Raw genomic sequence first — 25,100 nt, forward strand, 5'->3', positions numbered from 1 at the left:
GGAAACACCAGACATCTTCGGCGAATGTTCTGAAATATGCTGATCGGCAAGGACGAGCCCCCAGGATACGTCCCGATCCACGAAGTCCAGACATCACACCTAAAGAAGCTTCCACCGTCAAAGCAAACATCGTCCTGCAGCGAATGCCACAACACGCGATCGCGGATCAGTCCGGGGGGCGAATATTGATCTGCCTCTGCCGGCGCCTGCCGCGTCTGGCAAGAAAAGACCAATCGCTTGCCGCACGTCAGAAGGGGGTGATGCATTTCCCAGCAGGAGGGTTTCGTTTCGGCCTGTAGGAGCCATCGAAAATCAATTGGTGCCATGCCTTCGCCGCGCACCGCCTCGCTCACCAGCGGCATCGGGCGCCTTGGGCCCTCGAGCGCGGTCGGATGGAATTGCACGAACTCCAGATCGGCGAGCTCCGCGCCGGCCAGGGCGGCGAGCGCCAGGCCGTGTCCCCTGAGCCGACAGGATTCGTCGTATCGCTAAACAGGCCGCCGATGCCGCCGGTCGCGAGCACCACGCATCGCGTCGGCAGTGCGAAGGCGCCTGTATGTCGGGCCGCCAACACGCCCACAAATGCCGCCCTCCGCTACGACGAGGCGAAGGGCTGTCACGCCTTCCCGGATAGTGATCGAACGTGTCCGTCGAACCGCGGCGAGGAGCGTGCGGAACAACTCGCGGCGGGTGGCGTGCACGATCCGGCGGCGCCCATTCGATCAGGCGGGGCGCAGAACATCCAGCACCACCGGCGGCGTGCCGGAGCGATGGTCCTCCCACGGGAAGTAATCGTACCAGCTCCCCCAGCAGGGCTTGGCCGAGTCACTGGCATATTCTTGCCGGGTGCTGCTCGGCGCTTTTACGCTCGCACCATGGCGCCGGCGAACTATGACGCATTGCCGCCGAGGCTGCTCGTCCAGCAAAAGCGTGATAAGCCCTAATGGGCAACCTCATCGGGACCGAAAAGAGCGCTAAACCGGCGGGCTAGATCAATCCAGGGTGCCGCGTCGCCGGTCTCTGAAGCTATGCGAACGACCGCCGCCAGATAATCGGTAAAAGCCTTCAGTCTTACGGCGCCTTGCTCAGAGAGGTAGCCAACGGCGTTAAGCCGCTGGTGAACGGCAGCGAGCATGTGTTGCACCAACAACAGGGTGGATGGGCAAGGGCAATCGCTCTCAGTCACGAGGCGCTTGCACTCGCTGCAAATCGGCGGAATGTCCTCTAAGGCTAGGTCGCCGGAAAGACGTTGTATGAGATTGTCAGTGGCGTACGCCAAATTCGCTCGCATGCAGCACGGAATGCAGCGTTACACCATGTTGGGCTAGCAGCGCCGAAGCTCCCTCGTCGCGGTCCACGAGGCAAGCAGCGTCACGCACAATGCCCCCGACGTGGCGGACCTCTTCAATCGCCTTCAATATCGACTTGCCGCTTGTGGCAACGTCGTCAACGATCAGGACGACTTTTCCCTTGAGATCTTCTTTGGGGCCAAGGCCTTCAATCACGTCCCTTGTGCCGTGAGCCTTGGGAGCCTTGCGAACGAAGATCGTGTTTATGGGTTTGTTCATGACCGAGCTGACAGCCGCCATTGATCCGATTACGGGAACCGCGCCCATTTCAAGGCCGCCGACGTACTCTGCTTTCGTTTGCTCAACGATCTTTAGGAACTCAAGTGCGGCAAGTTGCGCGCCTCGCGCCACCATCATAGTAGGCTTCATATTGAAATAGATGTCGCTCTCTATGCCCGACGAGAGCGTGTAGCGTCCGTATCGATAAGAGCGCTCACGGACAATCTCGCGGAGTTCGTCCTTGCCGTGTTGGCCGGAATCAACTGGTCTGAATTTTGCCAGTGCCGCCATAGATCAGACCTCGCCCCTAGGGAAAAATTGGGTGCGGCATGCCCCTCAGCCACTACCGCTACGCGGCTTATGCAAGTGTTCGCGGTGTGTGTCAATTAAAGTCAATACCGGTGCGACCGTTTCGCGCAGATTTTTACCCTTATCGTTATTGCGTGCCTAAAGCGTAATCACGGGTGCGGCTTCCATTCCCCTACGGCTGGGTAGCGCTGGCTACCGGGCCTCTCGCGTCCAGGGCGGAAGCGCCCAACCGATTGGGTCCGAGGTCAGGTCCGGGCTGAGTCGGGGTTCATATCCACCACCTTGTCTCCAAAATCATCTGTCCTTGACCGGGAGCGTTGCAGGGTTGCTGATCGACAAGCCTATCCAGCGAGAAGTGCCCCATATGGAGGCGCGATTACCGGTTTCATTCAAAACAGTAGGCCCTGGCTGCTGCCGGCAATGGCTCAACTCACGTCGTCAGCGCGAACCGCCGCATCCATTGTTTCGCTTCGAGCGCAGGAACGCTCCCTTCTGATTGCGTCGCAGGATTCCGTGAAGGCGACGTCCAGCAGATAACCGATAAATTCCAGCCCGTGAGAGGCGGCCATCTGGCGCAGTTCGTCGAGCCGGCAGACGATAACGCCAAGTGCTTCGCCGCGGGCTTTTGTTAGTTCATTATCCGTCATCTCTCCCCTCGCCAATCTGGAGCGTATCGCCGGGCAGCCTGCACTCTTGCATGGAGGCACCTACAGGAGTGGTGCTGGCGAGCTTACCACTCGCGCATTCCCGGCAAGACCGGATCATGTCCGCCCCATCAGTTCAGACGCCTGCTGCAGTTGGCACCCACCGGCACATCCAAGCCGATATCGAGGATCGGCGCGCTGTGGGTCAGCCAGCCAACCGAGATAAGGTCGACGCCAGTCGTCGCTATTGCCGCGGCGCTCGCCAGCGTTACCCGACCGGAGGCTTCCGTGATCGCGCGGCCGCCGACCATCGCGACAGCCTGAGCAAGCTCTTCGACCGACATGTTGTCGAGGAGCACGGCGTCGACGCTCGCCTGAAGCGCCATCTCAAGCTGCTCCAGCGTGTCGACCTCGACCTCGATCTTGACCATGTGGCCTATGGCGCTGCGCGCCCGCTCGATTGCGGTACGAATGTCGCCCGCAATGGCGATGTGGTTGTCCTTGATAAGCACGGCGTCGTCGAGCGCGAAACGGTGATTGGCGCCGCCTCCGGCACGTACGGCATATTTTTCCAGGACACGCAGTCCGGGCGTCGTCTTTCGTGTGCACACGATTTTTGCGTTATGCCCGCGTACCGCATCCACCAGCGCGGCGGTAGCTGTCGCAATGCCGCTCAGCCTGGAGAGGAAATTGAGCGCCGTCCGCTCGGCCGCCAGCAGGCTGCGCGCCGGTCCGCGGACATTCGCGATGGTTTCCCCAGCCGAAACTTTGCCACCCTCCGGACACTGCAACTGCATGCTGATGCCAGGATCGACGAGCAGGAAGGCAAACATTACCAGATCAAGCCCAGCAACAACGCCAGCCTGCCGCGCGTTCAGTGCAAACGTCGCTTTGCAGTCGGCGGGGATGATTGCGTCGCTCGTGATGTCGCCGGCTCTGCCCAAGTCCTCAAGCAGTGCGCTGCGCACAATGGGTTCCATGATGATCTGGGGAAGCGGTGCAAGTGAAGTCATTTCAACAGCTCCGTTCGGACATTTGCCAACTGAGTGCAACGGCGCTCTCGAAGGCCGAGCATAGCGTCAGTCGCGAGGGGAGGACGGCCCCATCGCGCGCGGGGAAATCAGACCGGTAATTCGAGCCGCGGCTCTCCTCACGTCGAAGCTCCGCAATCGAGATCAACATCGCCACCAGTCCCGGGCCGGCCGCCGCCGTCTCGCCAACGGCGATCGGCAGCAGAGCCGCCACGGTGGGGCGCAGCCCCTTGCCGTTGCGGACGATGCCAAGCGCATTCGAGACGAGTTGGCGCACGGGTGAAGGATCCGGTCGCACTGGAACGATTGCGGGAAGCCTGGGCCACTGCCAGCCGGCGCAAGTTCCGGCGATGCTTGTAGCCACCCAGGCTTCTGTTGCAACCGCCTGGGCTAGCGAGTTGCTGGCCAGCCGGTTGGCGCCGTGCAGCCCGGTGCATGCAACTTCGCCGCAGGCCCACAAGCCGGCAACAGAGCTGCGGCCCTCGGCATCCACGGCCACGCCACCCATGTGATAGTGCGCGGCCGGGCGTTCCGGGATCGGCTCGATGGCCGGATCGATGCCGGCCTGCCGGCAAGCCGCGTCCATCGCCGGAAAGCGTCGGGCGAATTTCTGGCCAAGGCATTGCCGGGCGTCGAGATAGACACGATGTCCGGCGGTGAGCTGACAGGAGATGGCCCGCGCGACCACGTCACGCGAGGCGAGCTCGGCGCCGGGCGTATTGGCAAGGAGGGCGGTCGGATGGAACTGCACGAATTCAAGATCGGCAAGCTCGGCGCCGGCGCAGGCGGCCAGCGCCAGCCCGTGCCCGAAGGAGCCAAGCGGATTCGTCATATCGCTGAAGAGGCCACCGATGCCGCCGCTCGCAAGCACCACGCGTCGCGTCGGCAGTGCGAAGGCGCCGCTATGTCGGGCCGCCAACACGCCCACAATGCCGCCCTCCGCAACCACGAGGCGAAGGGCGGCCACGCCTTCCAGGACAGTGATCGAACGTGTTCGCCGCACCGCGGCGAGGAGCGTGCGGAACAACTCGCGGCCGGTGGCGTCGCCGGCGGCGTGCACGATCCGGCGACGCGAATGCGCAGCCTCAAGGCCGAGCCATAGTTTCCCATCCAGCGCGCGGTCGAAAGGAGCACCCAGAGGAATGAGGTGGTCGATTGCGTTGGGTAGGGCCTCGACCACCCGCATGGCCATCGTTTCGTCGCAAAGTCCATCGCCGGCGGCAAGCGTATCGGTGAGGTGCAGTTCGGGGCTGTCGTCTTCGCCGAGGCTCGCCGCGAGCCCGCCCTGAGCCAGCGTGCTGGAGGCGTCCGTTCCAAGCGGGGTCCTGGAGAGAAGGACGACTGGTTGCGGCGCCAAGTGAAGCGCCGTCATCAGGCCGGCAATGCCCGCGCCGATGACTACTGGTGCACCGCAAATGTCCTGGATGTCGGCCGTCATACAAAGAGCATGCGTTCCACAGCCCAACGGGCCCGCTCAGCCACATGGGGATCGATCGTGACGACGTGACGGGTTTCTTCGAGCGCGCTGCGGATGTTGGCGAGCGTGATGCGCTTCATGTGCGGGCACAGGTTGCAGGGGCGTACGAACTCGATTTCCGGATGTTCGACGGCAATGTTGTCACTCATCGAGCACTCCGTCATCAGCACCACACGCGCTGGCTTGTGCTGTCCGACGTAGTCCGACATCGCCGCCGTCGAGCCAGCGAAGTCTGCCTCCGCCACGACCTCCGGTGGACATTCAGGGTGAGCAAGCACCGTCACGCCGGGATAGGCCTCGCGCAGCTCTTGAATGTCGGACGCTGCGAAGCGCTCATGCACCTCGCACCCTCCCTTCCAGGCAATGATCTCGACTTTTGTCTGCGCGGCGATGTTTCTCGCCAGATATTCGTCGGGCAGCATGATCACGCGTGGCGCACCGAGCGATCTCACCACTGCAAGCGCATTCCCCGAGGTGCAGCAGATGTCGGACTCAGCCTTCACGGCGGCGGAGGTGTTGACGTAGCTGACGACCGGAACGGAAGGGTAGCGATGCCGCATCAGGCGCACATCCTCGGGCGTAATCGAGTCGGCAAGCGAGCAACCGGCTTCGAGATCCGGGATGAGCACGGTCTTGTCGGGATTAAGCAGCTTGGCCGTCTCAGCCATGAAATGCACGCCTGCGAGCACGATGACTTGCGCCTCGACCGTCATTGCCTTGCGGGCGAGGGCCAGGCTGTCGCCGACGATGTCGGCCACGCAATGAAGGATCTCCGGCGTCTGGTAGTTGTGGGCCAGGATGACCGCGTTGCGCTTCGCCTTGAGAGCCAGGATGGCGTCGATGTCGTCGCTGAAGGCCGGCCATTCGATTGACGGAATCACGCTTCTGACGCGGTCGTACAGGGAGGCGACCGTAGATAACGCCCGGGTCATCGGCGCCTCCGATTATAGTCAATCTGGTTATAAGGGGATATTTCTACGTTGACTATAAGGATGTCAACCCCGCGCCAGCGGCAATTTTGTCCCAGCTATGACCGTCTCGTCGAGAATGGCACGACGGAAGCGATAAAGCTTGGCGGGCCGCCCGCCGGTTTCCGTGGTGGTCTCGCCTGTTTCCTCGACTAGCTCCTGCTGCTCGATCAGGCGGCGGAAATTCGGCTTGTTAACGAGCCTGCCGGCGAGCGCCTCCACGGTTCGCTGCAGCTGTAGAAGCGTGAAAACCGGCGCCATCAGCTCGAACACGACGGGCCTGTATTTGATTTTGGAGCGCAACCGCGCAATACCTGTTGCCAGGATGCGGCGATGATCGGCGACCATCGATCTGCCCGGCATCGGGGCGAGGGCACCCGCATGCTGCCCGCCGCGAGCCGCCTCTTCAACCAACGCAGCCTCATAAAGCAGCTCATAGCGTTGAAGAACGAGCTCCTCGTTCCAGCCCCGATCGTCGAAGCCGAAAGCCACTGCTGCCCGCCGCTGGCGCTCGCGACGCGCCTCGGCCTCTGGCGCGCCTTGCGCCCATTCGATCAGGCGTGGGCGTAGAATATCCAGCACCACCGGCGGCGTGCCGGAGCGATGGTCCTCCCACGGGAAGTAATCGTACCAGCTCCCCCAGCAGCACTTGGCCGAGGCGCTGGCATATTCTTCCCGGGTGAGAGCGAGATAGCTGATCGAAATCACGCGCTGCTGGTGCTCGTCGCCGATCCTGTCGCGGTCGGCGAATGTGTAGAGCTGCTCGATGTAACCAAGTGGCTGACCGGTTTGCCGTTCGACCCATGCCCGAAGGCCCGACTGCAGCGAGCGGTGATCGAACTCGAACGGGCCCGACGGCAGTGTGGCCTGCCCGATGGTGAGAACGCAAGGGTGCCCATCGGTGACCGCGACTACGACAGCGATCAGATCCGCCTTGACGTCGTTGGCCTTGCGTCCGGCGCGGCCTTTTCTGGTGCCTTTTGCGTCCATGTTCCCCAAAATGGTCGCAGCCCCGCCGCGAAGGAACTCAATCGATTTAATCAATCTTTATCACGCCTGCCGGAGCGTCAACACAACCAATTGCGTGATTTTAGTTCTTCCTAGCTGCACAAATGGGCTTCAAACGCGACACCGGCCGGCGGTAACGTAAGGGAAGGCAACTTCGAGCGCGGTCGGGGAGGCAAATGCCATCACACCTCCGGATATTCGTTCCCGCAGGCGCGGAACGCCGCTGGTTGGCCTGCGGGCAGGGCGAGCGCGAAGCTGGTTGATTGCGCGCCGCGACATCGTTCTTGTCGGTGACAGCGTCGGCATCGTGCTGCATGGCCCGCCAGCCACCCTCGGCGTTACTCCGTAACATGATGATCATGCATGGCCTGGCGCTGCGGAGCAGGCTAAAAACGAGCACTGACGGCCGTCGACTTGCCTTTCGACCCCCAGCACGAGGGTGCCAGGCATGCTTTCCATAATGCTGCCCGGCTGATGGCGGGAACCGGCTGCGCGGCCGTCCAGCTCAAGCGCTGGCGAGCCGATGGCCCATCCGCTTGCTCGGTGCGCGGAAAACTGCGATCACGGCGATGCCGGCTTGACGTCGGTCAACGCTCTGGTCGCTTTCCGCGCGCCGACCCGGACGGCTCTCTTCGCCTCAACCGCCAGCTCCCGAACAGCCGAGGGCTGCGGTGTGACCATTCCGATTGTCGATCGCCGGGGCGGTGTCGCGGCCGTGACCTTTGCCGCTGACGAACCCAATCGGTCGTTCCTGCTCGCCGCCGAGCGCTATGAAACAGGCGCTTCAACTCATGGCGACCTGTTTCCACATTCACATTCGTCGCAAGCTTGTTACCGATCGAGTGATAAAATGGTATTGCGCTGACGCCCGGGAATATGAGTGCCCTGCAATGGGCGGCGCGCGGCAAGTCAGCGTGGGAGACCGGCTGCATCCTGGGCGTCAAGCGCCGTTCAGCCGCGTATCATCTGGACAATGCCAGGAAGAAGCTCGGCGTGCGCACAGTCATGCAAGCCGTGGTGCAGCTTTCGGCTTCCAACAACGGTCTTTTCTGACAAGCAGCTTTACCCTGTACAGTTGCACAGGATGCTTCGTGCTGAAGATTCGCCTCCAATGCCAGGGTGATCCCTTTAAGGAGGCCCAGCGTGATTCAGCTTGTTACACCCGATTGCTATGGCGACTTTGTCGACGAACTTCATGAAATGCACCGCTTGCGTTACCGCGTCTTCAAGGAGCGGCTGGACTGGCAGGTGCCGACCAACGGCCGCTACGAGATCGATTGCTTCGATTCCTTGAAACCGCACTATCTCCTTTTGCGCGGTTTCGACGGTGCTGTCGAGGGATGCGCGCGGCTGCTTCCGTCGACCGGGCCCACCATGCTGGGTAACACTTTTGCCGAGCTGTTGGAAGGCAAGGCGGCGCCCAGCGAGCCGGATATCTGGGAAAGCAGCCGCTTCGCCCTCGATCTTCAGCCATCGACCCCCAAGGGGGCCGGCGGCGTGGCTGTCGCCACCTACGAACTCTTCGCCGGCATCATCGAATTCGGCCTGTCATGCAGTCTCGAGCGAATTGTCACGGTCACCGATCTGCGCATGGAGCGCATCCTGCGCCGCGCCGGCTGGCCGCTTGAGCGGATCGGCGAACCGCACGCGATCGGCCTCACCCGCGCAGTAGCCGGATATCTCGACGTCTCGGCCGAGACGCTTGGTTCCATTCGGCGCAATGGCTGTTTCCATGGGCCGGTTCTGTGGGCGCCACTAGCCTGCGGCGCGACGTGATGCGTGGTCGGTTTGTCCGTGGGGCTTGTCCATGAGGTCGGTGGAAGACACCGGCGCCGACTGGCCCGACTGGTGGGATGACAGGGCGTACCAGCATACGTTTCGTCTGACGCGGCGAGAGTGGGCCTGGGAGTTCTTGAGGCGCAATCCGGCATTCCGCAACGATCTGGCCAAAGCACTGGAGGGGGCCGAATGGCTCGGCAGTCCGATGTCGCTCGACATCATCGCGTCGCGCGTCGACCTGACGCGGTGGGGCGTTTTGTTTCGCGGACTCCTTGCGGCCTGATGCGCGTGTATTTTGGTGTCCACGCCAATGTCCCTACGTCTTGCCGGTCACCGCCGAACCGGCATCTTCCTCGGCCGCGCCGCCCGCTTTCGATCTGACGGCGCCGCCATGTCGTGCCACGGTGCTTTTGGCGGGGGAGGCCCGCCAGCACGTTCTGTTGCGCCCTGCTGAGCGACATCTTCAGCTCGCGGTTTCGGGTGCGACAGTCGCTCAGCATGTGCGCCTGCAGGTCGACGCGATCTGGCCGGCCGGGCAGGCGAAGCATCGGCTATGGGCACTTGGATGCCTCAATAGCCTGGCGATGCGCGGACGGCTGCCGAATACCCTGTTTCGTGCGGAGGCGCGTGGCCGACGTCTCCGCTTCGTCCTTCGTGCACTCGATGGGTCGCTGTCGCGGGCAACGCACCGGGCCATCGCCGAAACCCTGCTTGGCCAAGCGCGCGTCAGGGCCGATTGGGCTGATCCGCGCGATCATCTGCGCGACCTGGTCCGTCGCGCCATACGCCGCGGCCATGCCCTCATGAACGATGGATACAAGGACCTGCTCACTTGAAAATGCGGTGTGGTGCACCCGAGCAAATGGTCAGCTGCCGAACAATTCCTTGTAGCCCGTCGTCACCATCCAATTTGCACGTCGCAGATGACTGTCAAGCGACTTTAGGGCTCGCTCCGGTTCGCATGCCGGGTCGATGCCGAGAATGACTTGCGCCATCTCTTCCTTGCTTGCGTTGTCGGCCGATGCATCCAGCAGCCGCAGGTAGATCGTAAAATGCTCCCTGTCGTAGGCCGTGAGACTGCCTGACCAGGGGACTTCGTCGACAACGGGTTCATTAGGCTCGAGGCGCGACCTGTTTCCCAATTCTCTCTCTCTCGGTTTGTAGGATCCCGCGTCCGCCCTGACGCTCGGTCAATATCCTAAAATGGGATACTTCGAACTGAGATTAGTCGGCGAGCCGGTTCCTTCCTGGCCGGTTCGCAAAATGCCGAAATCCCTTCGATCATCTCGCCAGCGCCAGATGCTGAAACAGCTGATTGCGGCGCGAAAGAACAAGGGCCTGACCCAGCTCCAGGTTGCGCAGGCGCTGGGCCGCCCACAGTCCTTCGTCGCAAAGTATGAAGGCGGTGAACGTCGTTTGGACGTCATTGAGTTTTTAGAACTAGCGGAGATTCTGGAGGTCGATCCCTGCCAGCTGCTGGCACAAGTTCCTCGTTCTCGCCACCGGTAGGTCACGACAAGGTGAGCGTCAGCGAGAACGTCCTCAAGTCGAATCCTGAATTCGGCTTTTAGGGTCGGGCAACAGGGCAATGCCGACACCCGCTGCATTTGTAGAGAATACCCCGTGGTAAATCCTCCACAAGACGTTTGCCTCTCATGCATCGAGATTCGGAAGGTCTTTGCCCGCAATCTTCGCCGGCACCGACACAAAAAGAAACTATCACACGAGGCGCTGGCGCATGAGGCCGGCGTCGACCGCACCTACATCAGCGCCCTGGAACGCGGCGTTTACGGTGCCAGTATCGATATGGTCCAGAAGCTCGCCAAGGTGCTTGAGGTTGATCCGGCAGCCTTGCTGGATCCTCGATCGGAATAGAGTTGTTCAACAAGGGGTCAGGCGGGTCCGGCACTACAGGATCTGCTTCCCGATGATCCTGTTGCAAATCGGCCAGGGCCTGGCGCGCAAGGGTTCTCGCGGACCGATCCCGATCTGCTTTGCCGGCCCAGGCGGTCTCGGTCGTCCACTTTTCCCTCGCGGCCACGAGCAGCACCTGACGCAAGAGGAACTGGCGGCGCGCGCTGAGCTTGATCTTGCGCTACGTGGACGAGATCGAACGCGCCAGCGTGAATGTGCTGGGGCGATTGGCGATCGTTTTGATCCCGGCGATTTGATCAGGCCGTCGAAGAAATAGGCTTTTGAGCTTCGCGACTTGATCCCCCAAACCTGGTCGGGCGAGTTCGCGCCGCATTCGAATGGCGCCAGCGCGCCCTTGGCGCGCACCGGGTGCTCGTGAACCGAGCCCGCTATTCTTCGGCAGGCTCAGGCGGTCTCGGCCATCCGGCTTCGCCCCCTGGCGCAAAGCAGCCTTGCGGCTGCCGATGGTCGCCGTCCTTTGGCCGGCGCGGTCTTGGGTTAGCTGCCTTTCCCGGCGGCGCGGGGTGGGCGGCACTCCCTTCTAGGCCCGCCGCGGCAATCCGCAACCCTCCGCTTGTCGCTCCGGGTCCTCCACTTCGTTCCGGTCCTTCGGATGCGGTTCGCCTCTGACGGCGGGCCTTTCCGGTCGCGTTTCGCCGCCCACCCCGCTTCCGGGGAAAGGCGCGCGATTGAAGAGCGGAGGATAAAACGATGCGTGCAAACAGTAAGCGTTGCGCCAACGCAAAGGCTGGCGCAAGGGCAGGCGGGCGCCCGGGCGCCAGCCTTTATCAGGAGATCACCGACCGCATTGTCGCCGAGCTGGAACGCGGCACCGTGCCATGGGTCAAGCCTTGGGGCAGGGCCAATGCCGGGCTCGGCCTGCCCAAGAACGCCGCCACCGGGCGCTGCTATTCCGGCATCAACATCCTGATCCTGTGGGGCGCCGTCATCGAGCGCGGCTATCCCTGCCAGAACTGGCTGACCTTCCGGCAGGCGCTGATCCTTGGCGGCAATGTCCGCAAGGGCGAGCGCGGCACGACCATCGTGCATGCCGACCGCTTTGTGCCCAAAGACGAAAAAGAACGCGCCAGCGACGATGGCGAGGAGCCGCGGGCAATCGCCTATCTCAAGCGCTTCACCGTCTTCAATGTCGCTCAGTGCGACGGCCTTCCCGAGCATGTTCGCGCCGCCGCCGAGCCGCTGCCCGAACGCGAAATCATCCCGCAGGCCGAAGCGCTCATCCGCTCCAGCGGCGCCGATTTGCGCATCGGCGGCGAACGCGCGTTCTACATGCCCGGTAGCGACTGCATTCAGGTCCCGCCGCAGCCGGCATTTTTCCAGCAGATCGACTATTACAGAACCTGCTTTCACGAGCTTGGCCACTGGACCGGCCACCCCTCGCGGCTTGCCCGCGATCTTTCCGGCTCGTTCGGCTCCAAGGTCTATGCCCGCGAGGAACTGGTCGCCGAAATCGCCGCAGCCTTTGTCTGCAGCAGTCTCGGCATCGAGCCGACCGTGCGCCACGCCGACTATATCGGCTCATGGCTGAAGGTGCTGCGCGAGGACAATCGCGCCATCTTCAGCGCCGCCAGCCGCGCCTCGAAGGCCGCCGATTTGCTGCTCGCTTTCCACCACGATGAAGCCGAGCCGCCGCAGGAGGGGATCGCGGCATGAGCGCGCGCGCTTCCCATCCCCTGCAGAGCGAGACGACGCCGCAAGGCGTGCAAACGCTCGTCCCCGGCGTGCGCCCGATCACCGCGCGCGACCGGCTCGACCACCTCATGGAGGTGGCCGCGTGCCGCGCAAAAGCCGCTCGATATCGGCCTCTTCGATGGTGAGGCGGATCAGAAAAAGGTCCAGCGAACCTTTCTCCCGCCGAACGCCCGCAATCAACTCGACCTGTTCTAAAAAAGGAGTTTTTGCCATGATCCTGATCACCGACGACCTTTGCGCCCGGCTTCTCGCCAACGGCGCGGCGCAAGTTGAAACCGACCATCACCCGGTCGTGAAGCTGTTTGATCCGGCAGGCGCGGCAACCTGGCTGTTGACCGAACTCGACGCCGACGGCGATACGCTGTTCGGCCTTTGCGACCTCGGGTTCGGATACCCCGAACTCGGCAGCGTCAGCCTTGCCGAGCTTCAAGCCGTCAAAGGTCCGCTTGGCCTCGGCATCGAGCGCGACCTCCATTTCGAGGGCCGCTTCCCGCTCTCGGTCTATGCGCAGGCCGCGCGCCTCGCCGGCCATATCACCGAGGCCGAACAGCTTCTTCGACAGGCAGCGACCGCACTTTCAATCCCCCATTCCGAGCTTTCGCCCGACGCGGCGAGAGAGCGCCGCTAGGCGCAAAACCCGTCCCCGCCGCGCCGCTTGTCGCGCCTCCCGTCAGGGACAATCCCAACCGAAGAAAAGGAGAAAAACCATGCAGCTTGCTCACATCGCAATCGACCGGCTCAACATTTCCGCCGTCAACATGCGCCATGCCAGACGCGCCCCGGACGTGTCCGACATTCTGCCCTCGGTTCGTGCGCGCGGCGTTCTGGTGCCGCTTCTGGTGCGGCCCAACAGCGCGCCCGACATGTTCGAAATCGTCGCCGGGCGACGGCGCTATTTCGCCGCGAAATCCATTGCCGACGAGCGCGGCGAAGCCGATCCCTTGCCCTGCGCCATCATGGAAGACGGCGACGACGCCGATGCGCTCGAAGCCTCGCTGATCGAAAACATCGCCCGCCTTGACCCGGATGAAGTATCGCAGTGGGAGACTGCCTATCTGGAAGCCGGTTGGGCCGAAGTGGTGGTGCTGGAACCCGGCCAGTATTTCCCCGCATGGGACCACGAAAAGACGCCGAAGAAAAAAGGCGGCAAGATCGTCATCACCATCTCGCATCGCGGCGAAGTCGAGTGTCACGAAGGCTGGCTGTCGCACAAGGAAGCCCGCCGCGCTCGCGGGAAAGCCGATGCCGGTGAGGAAGCAGACACGCCCGCCAAGCCATCACGGCCCGAGCTTTCTGGCCCAATGCAGAACTATGTCGATCTGCATCGCCACGCCGCCGTGCGCGCCGCCATGCTCGATCATGCGGGCACAGCATGCGCCTGATGGTGGCATGCCATCAACGGCAAGGCCGAAGCCGCCTTCGCCGGAAAACGCCGCGCGGTCCTGGCCCTGCTGAACATGGCCGATGAGGACAGAACCGTCGCCGGGGGAAAAAGCGACGGTCATGCCACGGCGAGCGTCTTTGCCCGCCTGCTGGCGCTCACCGACGACGATGTCATGCGCGCGCTCGCCATCGTCATAGGCGAGACTTTGCAGGCAGGAAGTGCTGTGGTCGAGGCGCTCGGCAACCATCTGAATGTCGATATCGGCGCCTACTGGCAGCCGGACGAGGCCTTCTTCGACCTCATTCGCGACAGGGAAATCGCCAACGCCATGCTGGCCGATATAGCCGGCAAGCACGTCGCGGACGGCAATGTTTCGGAGAAGGTCAAGACGCAAAAGAAGATCATTCGCGACTTCCTTTGCGGCAAGAACGGCCGCCACAAGGTCGACCAATGGCTGCCGCGCTGGATGAAAATCCCGGTCGAAACCTATACCGGTCGCGGCGGCTTCCGCACCGCCGATCAGTGGGCGAAAATCCGCGCGTTGTTCGGCTCCGAATGACCCCTTTCGCTCGGGCGGCGGCACCTCGCCTTGCCGTCGCCCACGCGACGTTCCGGTCGGGTGGATTTGCGCATTCAGCCGTCCCTGGCGGTTCGCAACCGGCAGCAAGATCCGACCGCCAAACTCCCCGCCATCGGCCAACGATCAGCACATCCGCATGGCTGGCAGAGCGCCAGCGCTGATCGGCCCCAGCTGTCGTCGGCACGGCCTCCGAGCTTCCACGGCCGCACCTTGCCGTCGTCTGCTTGTTGCATGCAGCGCGGTCAGCGCGACCTGTCTCCATGTGTCTTCAGGGACCATTTCCCTGCGGCTGGCTTGTCGACCTATGGGCGATCCGGCCCGCCCGAAACCCTCGCCGCCAGCTTTTTTCCCCGCCGCCTGCGGCGGCTTCCTCGCGCCGCTTCGCTTCAAAAAAGCCGTCCGCTCGGGTCCTTCGCTGCCGCTGCGGCCCTGAAGGGTTCAGGCGTTCCTGACGCGCCCATCACGGTCCGCCATCGCAGGGGAATGGTCCCCGGCGAACAACAAAAGGAGACTAACATGACCGCGATCGGCTACGTCACCAAGCAGGACAACGGCGGCTACAAAGGCCAGCTCAAGACGCTCAGCGTCCGCGCCGACATCGACATCGTGCCCAACCAGGCCAAGGGTGCCGAAAACCATCCCGACTTCCGGGTGCTGACGCAGGGCGTCGAGGTCGGCGCGGGCTGGATCCGCACCGGCGAGACCTCCGGCAAGGACTATGTGAGCCTGTCAATCGCCGCCCCTGAGTTCGGCCCGCGCAAGCTCTACGCCAATCTCGGCCGTGCCGCCGGGCAGGATGACGACGAAACCTACGCCATCATCTGGAACCCGGTCGACTGATTGGCAAGCCCCCAAGCCCTCGCGCCCCAGCCGGCGCGGGGGCTCCTCTCAAGGGGCGGCGAAAACCCATGATACGACTCTTCGCCCGTCCCTGAAGCGTCCTCACGCGCTCATCCTCGCCCTCGCTTCTCCCAAGCGAACGAGGATGATCATGGACGACGAAAACGAGCGCGCCGCCCGCGCCAAGAAGGGCAGCCCGTTTCTCAACACCGCGCAGGCTGCCTTTTATATCGGCCTGTCCCAGCGCACCCTGGAAAAGATGCGGCTCACCGGCGGCGGCCCGGAATTCCGCAAGCACGGCCGCTATGTCCGCTACCACATCGACGAGCTCGATGAGTGGTCAAAAGGACGCCAGCAGCACTCCGACGCTCAGGATGGAGGCCGGTCATGAGTCGTCCCTCCATCCGTCTGATCAGCAGCCGTTTGCGGCGAATTCGGGCCCGTAACGCAATCGCCATAGCTGCGATTGGCGTCGGCCTCATCGGCTTCACCGCCTTCGAAAAACCATCGCCCTGGCTGGTCTGGAACGCCTCGGCCAGCGCGCCGGTCGGGCTTTATCGTGTCGCTGCCGGAGTGCCCGCACGGGGCGATCTGGTGTTCGTCCGCGCACCAGACTCCACTTCCGCTCTCGCCGCTCAACGCGCCTATCTGCCCCGCAATGTGCCGCTGGTGAAACGCCTTGCCGCGCCGCCGCGCGAGCATGTCTGCGCCTTCAACGAAGCCATCATCATCGGCGGCGAGATCGTAGCGCGCCGCTTCGCAACCGACGTCCAAGGCCGCCCGCTGCCATGGTGGAACGCGTGTCGAAAGCTCGCCGATGACGAGGTCTTCCTGCTCAACGGCGAGGCGCCTCGCTCCTTCGACAGCCGCTATTTCGGGCCTGTTCCGGCCTCGAATGTCATCGGGAGGCTGGTGCCGATATGGACCGAGTAACCCTCCTGATGCTGGGCATGATCGCCCTTGCGCCATGCGCCTGTTCCGCCTCGACCGGCGCTGAGCCGGTCGCCATCTCCCATAGTCCGCAGCTTCAAAAGTGGCAGCAGTTCGTATCGGAAGCAAGCAAACGCTTCCACATTCCCCAAGCCTGGATCTACGCCGTCATGGATGCCGAGAGCGACGGCAAGACCAGGCTCGATGGCCGTCCCATCACTTCGCGCGCCGGCGCCATGGGCCTCATGCAGGTCATGCCTGGCACCTATCAGGACATGCGGGCCGCGCACGGTCTGGGCACCGATCCGCACGATCCGCACGACAATATCCTGGCCGGCACCGCATATCTGCGCGCCATGTATGACCGCTTCGGCTTCCCCGGCCTGTTCGCCGCCTACAACGCTGGACCGGTACGCTATGAGGCGCATTTGAAACGCGGAACACCGCTTCCAAATGAAACGGTTGCTTATCTGAAAGGGCTAACGGCGGCCGGGGTTTCGGCCGCCGACATGGATCAGTTCAAGGGCAAATCACCGCGTGCAAAGGCACCAAAAGCTCCCTCCGGAGGATCGCTGTTTTTTCTGCGGAACGGCGAGCTGGCGCGCAAATCGAACGGCAAAATTCTGGTGCCGCTCGGGAAGGATCACCTTGGGACAAGCAAGCCGGACAGCCGGTGAGGGCTGGCGGCTGCGGGTCGGTGAGGCGGCTGGGCGGGGGCAGAAGCAGGGTCGGCGGAAGGCAAGATAAAGGTACCGCCTCCAGGCGGCAGTCAAGTCTTTGTCTGCACATCGTTTTTCCAAGAGGCTGCCACCGACCGCAGGAGGCTGGGGCGCATAAGCGCTTGATCTCACTCTTGATTAGCTGGAGGCCGGCATGCAGGACGATGAGTTCACGCCGAAGCTAGGCAAAATCCGGTCGAACGGCTCGAAGGCAGGCAAAGGCTACGCTGGACAGGTCAGGGCGGCGATCAACAGAGCAGGCGGCAAGCCCATGCGCGGCGGCCGCTTTACCGGAAGCCGGGCAGGGCGAGGCGGGGCGGCTGCTGCATTACTCAGATCGCGCGATCGATACGCTGCCTTCCGCCAGCGCCGGGTGATGGTCAAGGCGCGCATCGTCAGGCTAGCCGGCAAGGGGCAGGACGGGGCGCGTGCTCATCTGCGTTACATCCAGCGCGACGGTGTCACCCGCGAGGGTGAGCCGGGCGAGCTCTACGGCGCAGACAAGGATCGCGTCGACGGAAAAGAGTTCCTCGATCGCGCGGATGGAGACCGCCATCAGTTTCGCTCTATCGTGGCGCCCGAAGACGGCATTGAGTACGACGACCTGAAGCCGCTCACGCGGCGGCTCATGGCGCAGATGGAAAAGGACCTCGGCACTAGGCTCGATTGGGTCGCTGTCGATCATTTCAACACCGGCCATCCGCACACCCACATCATCGTTCGCGGGAAGGATGACCGCGACGAAAACCTCGTCATCGCGCGGGAATATGTTTCGAGCGGAATCCGCGAGCGGGCGGCCGAGCTGGTCAGCCTCGATCTTGGTCCCCGCACCGACCGCGAGATCGAGCAGCGCTTGCGCCAGGAAATGGACCAGGAACGCTTCACCAGCATCGACCGGCAGCTGCTGCGCACGCGCGACGATGACGGCTTCGTCTCGGCGGCCGGCCGCGACGCGTTTCGCCAAACGTTGCACCAGGGCCGCCTGCGCAAACTGGAGCGCATGGGACTTGCCGAGGAGACCGCTCCGGGTCGTTGGCGCCTGGACGATGAGCTTGAAGTGACGCTGCGCCGCATCGGCGAGCGCGGCGATATCATCAAGACCATGCATCGAGAGCTGACCGGAAAGGGGCTCGCCCGCAGTGCCGCAGACTATGTCGTCCACGATGCGGAACCGAAGACCGAGCTTGTGGTCGGCCGTGTTGTCGCTCGCGGCCTGGCCGACGAAATCAACGACCGGCACTACTTGATCCTCGATGGGATGGACGGCAAAAGCCATTACATCGATATCGGCAAAGGCGAGGCGACGGAACCGACGCCCGACGGGTACATCGTGCGTGTCACGCCGAGGAACACCGAACCCAGGCAGATCGACCGCACCGTTGCCGATATCGCCGCGACCAGTGGCGGGCGCTACAGTATCGATATCCATCTCAAGCATGATCTATCGGCCACCGAGCGTTTCGCCGAAACGCATGTCCGTCGACTGGAGGTGATCCGGCGTGCTACCGGCGGCGTGGAGCGTGAGCCGGATGGCACTTGGATCATCGCGCCGGACCATCTGGACCGTATCGCGGATTACGAGCGCCAGCGGGCCAGAGCCGAGCCTGTGATCGTTGAAAAGCTGTCATCGATCCCGTTGGCGCGACAGGTTAGCTTCGACGGCGCCACCTGGCTCGACCGCGAGCTGGTTTCGGATGCGCCGGAGCCCTTGCGCAATACCGGCTTCGGCCACGAGGTCGGGGAGGCGCAGGCCCGCCGGCGGCAGTGGCTGATCGCTCAAGCGCTCGCGGACGAAGAGCAAGGGCGTATCGTCTACCGCGCCAACATGATTTCGGTCTTGCGTCAGCGAGAGTTGAACCGTGTTGCCGGTCAACTGTCGGGCGAGCTCGGTCTGCCCTATGTCGAAGCCCGGGCAGGAGATCGGATAGAGGGCCCATTGCGCCGATCAGTTGAGTTAGCCAGCGGCAAATATGCCGTCGTGGAGAAATCGCGCGAATTCACCCTCGTACCGTGGCGGCCGGTGCTCGAACGATACTTCGGCAAGGAGGTTTCCGGTATCGTGCGCGGGGAGGGGATTTCCTGGACCATCGGCCGGCAGAGGAGCGGGCCGAGCGTTTCGTGACATGGCGGCACGGATTCATTGCCCGTGCGCCAGAATGGGTGCCCTGTCGGAAGGAGTACGCCAGTCGTTGGTGGCGGCATAGATGCGGCAGCATCTAAATGACAGATAAGGCAACATTATCATTCATTATATGTATCCGACAGGCTGTGCGTTTTGGCGCAACAATCATAGCAAAAAGCGCACTGGCGCTTTACTCTCCAAATCATGATTCGCCTCGATCCCGCGACCGCTAGCTCTTCTGCGCCGCCCTCCGTTCCGGCGTGGGCGATCACAAGCGCCGGCGCGCCGAGCGACGGCGACGCCGCCTTCCGGGCCGGCGCCGCCCTGGGTGCCCTCGACACGCTCGCCCGCGCGCAGCCTGGCTGGGCCGGCGCTTGGCGGCAGCGGCTGGCGCTTAGCTGCGCCGCTGCCAGCATGCGGCTCGCCGGCCGCGCCGAGGACGCGGCAGCCTTGCGCGATGCTTGGCATTTGTCCCCCAGGTGCTGATCCCGGTCCCGCCGGCGCTGTCTTTGGCGCCTGGCGGCAGCTGGCCGTGCAGCCGCCCGCCGCCAGCGCCGATCGGTTCGAAAAGATCGTCGACCAGCTCGGGCTCCATTGGGATGGTCCAGCGCTCGCCGCGCTTTCCACGGAGATCGAAAATCTGGCGGCATCGCAGCGGCCGGCGCCGTTCGCCGCCGCGGCGATCGCCGCTCACGTCGTCGCCATGCGCCCTGACTCCGAGCTTTTTGCCTGGTGGCTCGCCGACCTGGTGTTGGCAAAAAGCCTGCGCTGGCCGCTGCCACTGCCGCTGCTGATGGCTCAGGTCTTCGGTCCGGCTTTTCGCGGCGAGGCCGGCGGCAAGCGCATCCGACCCGGCGAAGGTCTTGAGCGCGCGGTCTGCGTTGCGCTGGTTCAAGCGGCCGCGGAGTCCTGCCGGTTGGCCGCCGTGTTGTCGCGTAGTGCCGAAAGACTCATCGCCATCGCACCAAAATTGCGCGCCAAGGGCGCCGGCGACGTGATTTTTTTGCTGCTCAACGAAGACGCCGTTTCGGGCTCGCTGACGACCAAAAACCTGTCCCGCTTTGCCGCGCGGCGCCTATTCGACCGGCTGCAACAATTGGATGCCGTGCGCGAGCTCTCCGGCCGCACCACCTTTCGGCTGTTTGGGTTGTAGGGATGAGCGAAGCGTCTGCCCGCCGGAAGCCAAACGTTCAGCCGGCTTTGCTGGATACCGAGCTGGAACATCTGCCGGCCGAGCTTCGCTGGCGCGAGTGGATGGGACGCGTCGAAGCGGTGATTTTTTCCGCCAGCGAACCGGTGACACGTAGTGTCCTCGCGCGGGTGGTGGGGAAGAACTGCAATCTCGAGCTGATCATCGACGACATCCGCGCCGCGCTCGCCGGGCGCCCCTACGAGCTGGTCGCGGTCGCCGGCGGTTGGCAGCACCGGACCAAGAAAGCCTTCGGAGACATCATCCACGCCGCATTCGGTACGCCTGCGGGGCAGGGTGCGAAGGAATTGTCGCAATTCGAGGCGCTGGTGTTGATGTGCATTGCCTATTTCCAGCCGATCACCCGCGCAGAGCTGTCGACCTTCTTCGGCAAGGAGGTGTCGCGCGATCTGATCGGCGTTCTGCGCGCGCAGGATCTTATCGCCTCCGGGCCGCGCAGCCCGCAGCCGGGCGCGCCCTACACCTATGTGACGACAAAAAACTTTCTGTCGCAGTTCGGGCTTGACACGCTGCGCCAGCTGCCGGATTTCGAGGCGCTCGAAGATGCCGGGCTGCTATCGAAGGAGAAGCTCCTGGCCGGAGAGATTCCGGTTGGGCTAGGGGTAACGCAGTTGGATCAGGACAACATGACGATTGACGAATAGCAAAACAAAGTGGTGCGATGTCGGTGGACCGCATCACAGAGTGCTTCGGCCGGAGAGCTCGTTGAAACGGTTTCCATCCAGGTTGCGGCGCGTATAGTCCCAATATTCATGTCGTTGACTCCCAATTGTCATGCCTGATAGTTCCAATTGTCCAAATTGAGAACGGTATGTACGAGCGATTCGTGGAGCGCCGGGTGGAAGACGCCCTTGCCGACACCCCGGTGGTCCTGATTGTAGGGCCCCGCCGGGCAGGCAAGACCACGCTTGTCCGGAAAATGGGGAACGCGGAGCGAACCTATATCACGCTCGACGATCAAACGGTGCTCGAGGCCGCCCAGTCCGATCCAGCCGGCTTCATCCGCGGGCTTGACCGGGCGATTATCGACGAGATCCAGCGGGCTCCGGACCTGTTGCTGGCGATCAAGAAGACGGTAGATGAGGATTATCGGCCGGGCCGATTTCTGCTGACTGGCTCCGCCAATGTCCTGACACTCCCGCGCATCGCCGACAGCCTGGCGGGACGGATGGAGACGATCCGGATGTTGCCGCTTGCACGCGCCGAGATCGACGGCAAGACGGCGACCTTTCTGGGGCGCCTGTTCGAAGGCAAACTACAAGGCGATCGTGGAGCGCCCGTCGGCGACGATCTCGTCCAACTCGTGCTGCAAGGCGGCTATCCCGAGGCGATCGCCCGTGAGAGCGAGCGGCGGCGTCAAGACTGGTCGCGATCCTATTTGGCCTCTGTCCTGACGCGCGACCTCCGGGACATAGCCGACGTTGAGAAATTGACGGAACTGCCGAAATTCGTCCGCCTCCTCGCCGAGCACTCGGGGCAGCTTGTCAACTATTCGCACTTCGGCGCCAGCATCAATGTGAGCCACAAGACAGGGCAGCGTTATGTCGGCCTTCTGGAACAGGTCTTCCTCGTTTCCACCCTGCAGCCCTGGTTCACCAACGCACTGAAGCGCATCACCAAGACGCCGAAGCTCCATTTCCTCGATTCCGGACTTCTCGCCACCGTCCGAGGTCTGAGCCTCGATCGTGTGAAAGCCGACCGCAACTTGTTCGGTTCGCTTCTGGAGAGCTTCGTGTTCTCGGAAGTTCTGAAGCTCATGACCGGATCGGACCTGCGGCTGACGCCACACCACTTCCGTGATCAGCAGATGCGCGAAGTAGATATCGTGCTAGAGCGCGACGACGGCATGATCGCCGGGATCGAGATCAAGGCGTCCGCCACGGTCAAATCCAGCGACTTCGGCGGGCTCCGGACCTTGGCCGAGGCCTGCGGCAACCGCTTTACCTATGGCGTGGTGCTCTACGACAGCGCTGATGTCGTGCCCTTCGGTGACAAGCTCGCCGCGGTGCCTCTTTCCTCACTGTGGAACTGAGATGTCGCGACAGAAGGCGAGACAATCAGGGCAAGACGAGCATCGTTGATCGAGCCTGCCCTTGGCTGGACCTATCTTTCGCGCGAAAGCGCAGATGGACGAAGAGTCCATGGGCGTGCGCGACGAGATCGGTTTCCTGAATCCACCAGCGTTACGCCGACCGCTTCTTTCCGGGCACATCGGTCCTGCATACCCGTGCACGCTACGCGCTCTTGGTGCCTTGGCTATTCGAGGATCTCGCGGGAATGGTCGGACCGGCCGCGCAGCGCGCCTTGCGTGAACGCGAGAGACTGCTCGCCGGACGGCTGAAATACGCGGGCGAAGCCCAGGTGATTGGCGGCCGTGTTTTTCCTAAGCCCTCAAGCCAACCACCATCCACCGTATATTGGAACGCGCTCGTAGTTTGGGGGATCTTGCGCCCGAGGCTGGACGGTCGGACGATTTCCCGAGGGCAGGCCCTTCAATTTGCCACCGATCTTGATGGTCGTCTTTGGCCCGGAGCGCTGCGGATAGCGGGCGCCGCCCTCGACAAACACGATCTCAAACTCGGCGACCTGCTCATCGCTGCGCACCGCGAAGCGCAGCGGGCCCGTACGTTCATGATCCAGCAGTTCAATATCGCATTCAGCGAAGGGCACCGGCACATCGCCGAAGCTGATTTCGACCCGGTCCTCGATCTGCGTCAGCAGCGATTCCGGCCAATGGATCGCGACAGGTGGCACAGGGGGACGCTCGCTGATCTGACGAGGCCGCATCGCGCTCTTGAACACCCCGTCGGTGGTAATCCCGGGATCATTCACGGCCTTGCCGATGTCCGCGCACCATTCGACCCAGTCGGCGAGGTCGCGGACGGGGGAGATCGACCAGAATTTGCCTTTCGCGGAGCAGCCACGCGAGGCGGGGACGCCGTCGAGGAAGCCGGTCGCAAAGACATTGTTCTTGATGCGCGACTGGGACTTCGCCGTGTCAAGCCCGTCGGCGACATCGACGCCCATATACATGGAGTAGCGAACGCCGCGACCCTGGTGGTGAGTCAGACCCAGATTGCGCAGGATCAGGCGATTGAAGCCATGCAGGCTGCGGAAGACTTCCTCGCCTTCGACACGACGCGCTGTGTCGCCACAAACGGTCTTGGCCAGCCGGTCATAAGGGCCCTTGGCGGAACTGCTGATATAGAGAAGCTGGCGGTCGGGATCCCAATGCATCATATGCAGATCCCAGATGACATTGATCGCATGCTGGGCGGTGGTCCAGCCGGCTTGTTCCTCCGACCTCGTCACGAAGATGGCGACGCGCTGATGCGGATTGACCTTCATGCCCAGATAGACGCCAGGACTATATATAGATCCTCCGCGCGTAGCGGCTCCCAGCCATCGCGGCTCGTGCGATAGACCACGGCGTTCATCTTGGGTTCGAGCGTCTGCAGCGGGATGTCGCTGAGATCGCCGACAAAGCCCTTGAACATTTCGGCGCGACGGACTTGGCGATCGATTCGCGGTGCTGAGCGCTTCGACCAGCGCGTTCCAATCGGCATCCTCGGTATACAGCTTGGCCAGGGACCGATCGATGTCATCCACGCCGGTGTTGGCGATGACGGTCTCATCGCCCAGACGCGGGTCTTGGCGGGTAAAGCGACCGACGAACTGGATGGTGACGGCGATGCTCTTGTGCAGGTCGTGCAGGGCCGCGATCTTCAGTTCCGGCAGGTCGAAGCCTTCGCCCAGCATGTCGACGCATACGATGATCCGGCTGTCGAAGCGCCGCAGCGCGGCAAGGTTCGCGCGCCGCTCGCGGATCGGTTGCTGGCTGTGCACGATGACCGGCCGGAACTCCGGATACATCGCGCTATAGAGCTGGTGGAGATCCTTCGCGCGCTCGATGGTCTGGCAACGCGCCATGGCGAGGTGGTTGAGGCCCGCATCCAGGTCGTCCTGAAGGACGTCGCCAAGCTTTTCCGCGATCGCCAAATCGGCGTCCGCCTGATCGAGGCCGAAGACCGCCTCGAAGCGGATCGGCTTGAAGTAGCCTTCGGCCTGCGCCTTCTTGAGCGGATAGGTATAGATGAACTCGCCATCGACACGCCGGCCGTCCTCGCGAAACGGCATGGCAGTGAACTTGATATTGGGGAGCGGCGGCTCGCGATCGGTGAACAGGCCGCGGAAGCGAGCCCATGTCGGGGCGCCGATGTGGTGCGCCTCGTCGATGAACAGGGCCGACGCACGGGCTGCCATCTGCTCCTGAACCGCAGCTTCGGCGCGGCCAGCGATCTGCATCGTGGTGACGATGACATTGGCGCTATCGAAGATCTCGTCGACCTCGGCCGCGGTGGAGGGAATATGCGACAGTCGCATGACCAGCGGGAAGGCCGCCTTGTCTTCTAGGCACTGCTGGTGCCGCAGCACGCCGAAGGTCTCGAACTTGCCGGCAATCTGCTCGCGCAGGGCGTCGGTCGGCACCACCACGAGCAGACGCTCGAAACGCTGATGGGACTTGAGCGCAAGCATGGTTTCGGTCTTGCCCGTGCCTGTCGGCATGACGATGGTCGCCGGATCGGTCGACCGCGTCGCATGGGCAAGAGCGGCGTGAAGCGCGCCAATCTGCGGCCGCCTCAGCCCTGGCCGCGCTGACTGACCATCTAGGGCGACACGGCCCTCGCGGAGATGAACGGCATCAACCCAGGATACCGATACCGCAGTCAGCCGCACCGCGCGCTCAGTACGGTCCAGCATCTCCATCCGGGTCGGCCGTAGATTCATCCATCGGCCTTCGCCGAGTTCGAGCGCCTCGGCGATCCTTTCCGGGTCGGTCGCGCCGGGCACCAGCAGAATCAGATCCGCCTCCAAGGGGCGTGATGGTCTTCGCGCTGATGATC

At 63.1% G+C, this 25,100-nt stretch carries 27 protein-coding genes and 3 pseudogenes; 20 read left to right on the forward strand and 10 right to left on the reverse strand.

Going from position 1 to position 25,100, the window contains the following annotated elements:
* Positions 1-311: 311 nt before the first annotated feature.
* The 7 genes and pseudogenes from D3227_RS42985 to D3227_RS28415 all read right to left on the reverse strand — a co-directional run.
* Positions 312-722 (reverse strand): annotated as a pseudogene (locus D3227_RS42985) (FAD-binding protein); the annotation flags it as partial.
* Positions 723-1,262: 540 nt separating this feature from the next.
* A complete protein-coding gene (pyrE, locus tag D3227_RS28390) occupies positions 1,263-1,859 on the reverse strand; it encodes an orotate phosphoribosyltransferase (RefSeq protein ID WP_120017557.1) in 597 nt (198 codons plus the stop codon).
* Between the two features lie 443 nt (positions 1,860-2,302).
* Positions 2,303-2,524, reverse strand: coding sequence for a hypothetical protein (locus D3227_RS28395; RefSeq protein WP_120017558.1), 222 nt, complete (start codon positions 2,522-2,524; stop codon positions 2,303-2,305).
* Positions 2,525-2,652: 128 nt separating this feature from the next.
* A complete protein-coding gene (gene nadC / locus D3227_RS28400; protein ID WP_120017559.1) occupies positions 2,653-3,534 on the reverse strand; it encodes a carboxylating nicotinate-nucleotide diphosphorylase in 882 nt (293 codons plus the stop codon).
* Position 3,535: 1 nt separating this feature from the next.
* Positions 3,536-4,990 carry an L-aspartate oxidase gene (locus tag D3227_RS28405; RefSeq protein ID WP_120017560.1) on the reverse strand — a complete coding sequence of 485 codons (1,455 nt, stop codon included), beginning with the start codon at positions 4,988-4,990 and terminating at the stop codon, positions 3,536-3,538.
* Positions 4,987-5,961 (reverse strand): quinolinate synthase NadA, encoded by a 975-nt coding sequence (nadA, locus tag D3227_RS28410; protein ID WP_120017561.1) that lies wholly within the window; start codon positions 5,959-5,961, stop codon positions 4,987-4,989. Before nadA ends, D3227_RS28405 begins: the two co-directional genes overlap by 4 nt.
* A gap of 63 nt (positions 5,962-6,024) precedes the next feature.
* On the reverse strand, positions 6,025-6,987 hold the full coding sequence (locus D3227_RS28415) for an NUDIX hydrolase (protein ID WP_120017562.1): 963 nt from the start codon (positions 6,985-6,987) through the stop codon (positions 6,025-6,027).
* A 541-nt stretch (positions 6,988-7,528) separates the two neighbouring features.
* Here D3227_RS28415 and D3227_RS42990 point away from each other — a divergent pair.
* From D3227_RS42990 to D3227_RS28440, 5 genes are all read left to right on the forward strand, one after another.
* Positions 7,529-7,870 (forward strand): autoinducer binding domain-containing protein, encoded by a 342-nt coding sequence (locus D3227_RS42990; RefSeq protein ID WP_120017563.1) that lies wholly within the window; start codon positions 7,529-7,531, stop codon positions 7,868-7,870.
* An 11-nt stretch (positions 7,871-7,881) separates the two neighbouring features.
* A complete protein-coding gene (locus tag D3227_RS42995) occupies positions 7,882-8,058 on the forward strand; it encodes a LuxR C-terminal-related transcriptional regulator (RefSeq protein WP_245451910.1) in 177 nt (58 codons plus the stop codon).
* 90 nt (positions 8,059-8,148) lie between these two features.
* The gene (locus tag D3227_RS28430) at positions 8,149-8,781 is read left to right on the forward strand and encodes an acyl-homoserine-lactone synthase (RefSeq protein WP_120017564.1); all 633 of its coding nucleotides are present in this window, start codon (positions 8,149-8,151) and stop codon (positions 8,779-8,781) included.
* A 31-nt stretch (positions 8,782-8,812) separates the two neighbouring features.
* Complete coding sequence (locus D3227_RS28435) at positions 8,813-9,067, forward strand: transcriptional regulator domain-containing protein (RefSeq protein ID WP_120017565.1); 255 nt, start codon at positions 8,813-8,815, stop codon at positions 9,065-9,067.
* A gap of 157 nt (positions 9,068-9,224) precedes the next feature.
* Positions 9,225-9,620, forward strand: coding sequence for a DNA -binding domain-containing protein (locus D3227_RS28440; protein WP_245451911.1), 396 nt, complete (start codon positions 9,225-9,227; stop codon positions 9,618-9,620).
* Positions 9,621-9,650: 30 nt separating this feature from the next.
* Here the strand turns inward: D3227_RS28440 and D3227_RS28445 are convergent, their stop codons facing one another.
* Positions 9,651-9,926, reverse strand: a complete 276-nt coding sequence (locus D3227_RS28445) for a DNA -binding domain-containing protein (RefSeq protein ID WP_120017567.1) — start codon at positions 9,924-9,926, stop codon at positions 9,651-9,653.
* A 61-nt stretch (positions 9,927-9,987) separates the two neighbouring features.
* On the opposite strand from D3227_RS28445, the gene D3227_RS28450 reads away from it, so the two are divergent.
* From D3227_RS28450 to D3227_RS28465, 3 genes are all read left to right on the forward strand, one after another.
* On the forward strand, positions 9,988-10,293 hold the full coding sequence (locus tag D3227_RS28450) for a helix-turn-helix domain-containing protein (RefSeq protein ID WP_342634017.1): 306 nt from the start codon (positions 9,988-9,990) through the stop codon (positions 10,291-10,293).
* Positions 10,294-10,443: 150 nt separating this feature from the next.
* Entirely contained in the window at positions 10,444-10,659 is a 216-nt protein-coding gene (locus D3227_RS28455) for a helix-turn-helix domain-containing protein (protein WP_120017591.1), read from the forward strand.
* Between the two features lie 750 nt (positions 10,660-11,409).
* The gene (locus D3227_RS28465; protein WP_120017569.1) at positions 11,410-12,372 is read left to right on the forward strand and encodes an ArdC family protein; all 963 of its coding nucleotides are present in this window, start codon (positions 11,410-11,412) and stop codon (positions 12,370-12,372) included.
* A gap of 105 nt (positions 12,373-12,477) precedes the next feature.
* On the opposite strand, the gene D3227_RS41835 is transcribed toward D3227_RS28465, so the two are convergent.
* Positions 12,478-12,624 (reverse strand): hypothetical protein, encoded by a 147-nt coding sequence (locus D3227_RS41835; protein WP_167480889.1) that lies wholly within the window; start codon positions 12,622-12,624, stop codon positions 12,478-12,480.
* On the opposite strand from D3227_RS41835, the gene D3227_RS28470 reads away from it, so the two are divergent.
* The 12 genes and pseudogenes from D3227_RS28470 (at position 12,623) to D3227_RS44420 (ending at position 23,619) form a co-directional block, all read left to right on the forward strand.
* Positions 12,623-13,039 carry a DUF2958 domain-containing protein gene (locus tag D3227_RS28470; protein WP_120017570.1) on the forward strand — a complete coding sequence of 139 codons (417 nt, stop codon included), beginning with the start codon at positions 12,623-12,625 and terminating at the stop codon, positions 13,037-13,039. The genes D3227_RS41835 and D3227_RS28470 overlap by 2 nt on opposite strands.
* A gap of 79 nt (positions 13,040-13,118) precedes the next feature.
* Positions 13,119-13,793 carry a ParB/RepB/Spo0J family partition protein gene (locus D3227_RS43000; protein ID WP_245451912.1) on the forward strand — a complete coding sequence of 225 codons (675 nt, stop codon included), beginning with the start codon at positions 13,119-13,121 and terminating at the stop codon, positions 13,791-13,793.
* 75 nt (positions 13,794-13,868) lie between these two features.
* Positions 13,869-14,354: a hypothetical protein gene (locus D3227_RS43005; RefSeq protein WP_245451913.1), complete on the forward strand. Its 486-nt coding sequence runs from the start codon at positions 13,869-13,871 to the stop codon at positions 14,352-14,354.
* A gap of 537 nt (positions 14,355-14,891) precedes the next feature.
* On the forward strand, positions 14,892-15,215 hold the full coding sequence (locus D3227_RS28480) for a DUF736 domain-containing protein (RefSeq protein WP_095090520.1): 324 nt from the start codon (positions 14,892-14,894) through the stop codon (positions 15,213-15,215).
* Between the two features lie 151 nt (positions 15,216-15,366).
* On the forward strand, positions 15,367-15,606 hold the full coding sequence (locus D3227_RS28485) for a helix-turn-helix transcriptional regulator (RefSeq protein WP_120017592.1): 240 nt from the start codon (positions 15,367-15,369) through the stop codon (positions 15,604-15,606).
* Positions 15,603-16,148 (forward strand): S26 family signal peptidase, encoded by a 546-nt coding sequence (locus D3227_RS28490; protein ID WP_120017571.1) that lies wholly within the window; start codon positions 15,603-15,605, stop codon positions 16,146-16,148. The genes D3227_RS28485 and D3227_RS28490 overlap by 4 nt, the downstream gene beginning before the upstream one ends.
* On the forward strand, positions 16,136-16,822 hold the full coding sequence (locus D3227_RS28495; RefSeq protein ID WP_120017572.1) for a lytic transglycosylase domain-containing protein: 687 nt from the start codon (positions 16,136-16,138) through the stop codon (positions 16,820-16,822). The genes D3227_RS28490 and D3227_RS28495 overlap by 13 nt, the downstream gene beginning before the upstream one ends.
* 196 nt (positions 16,823-17,018) lie before the next feature.
* A complete protein-coding gene (rlxS, locus tag D3227_RS28500; RefSeq protein WP_120017573.1) occupies positions 17,019-18,986 on the forward strand; it encodes a relaxase/mobilization nuclease RlxS in 1,968 nt (655 codons plus the stop codon).
* Between the two features lie 204 nt (positions 18,987-19,190).
* Positions 19,191-20,139 (forward strand): annotated as a pseudogene (locus tag D3227_RS28505) (DUF1403 family protein).
* Positions 20,140-20,141: 2 nt separating this feature from the next.
* Positions 20,142-20,840 (forward strand): SMC-Scp complex subunit ScpB, encoded by a 699-nt coding sequence (gene scpB, locus D3227_RS28510; protein WP_120017574.1) that lies wholly within the window; start codon positions 20,142-20,144, stop codon positions 20,838-20,840.
* A gap of 167 nt (positions 20,841-21,007) precedes the next feature.
* On the forward strand, positions 21,008-22,228 hold the full coding sequence (locus D3227_RS28515) for an ATP-binding protein (RefSeq protein WP_120017575.1): 1,221 nt from the start codon (positions 21,008-21,010) through the stop codon (positions 22,226-22,228).
* A 185-nt stretch (positions 22,229-22,413) separates the two neighbouring features.
* Positions 22,414-23,619 (forward strand): hypothetical protein, encoded by a 1,206-nt coding sequence (locus tag D3227_RS44420; protein WP_425374562.1) that lies wholly within the window; start codon positions 22,414-22,416, stop codon positions 23,617-23,619.
* Positions 23,620-23,910: 291 nt separating this feature from the next.
* Here D3227_RS44420 and D3227_RS44425 read toward each other — a convergent pair.
* Positions 23,911-24,984, reverse strand: a pseudogene (locus tag D3227_RS44425) (DEAD/DEAH box helicase); the annotation flags it as partial.
* Between the last annotated feature and the right edge of the window lie 116 nt (positions 24,985-25,100).

This window comes from Mesorhizobium waimense (assembly GCF_003601975.1).
GTDB lineage: Bacteria > Pseudomonadota > Alphaproteobacteria > Rhizobiales > Rhizobiaceae > Mesorhizobium > Mesorhizobium waimense.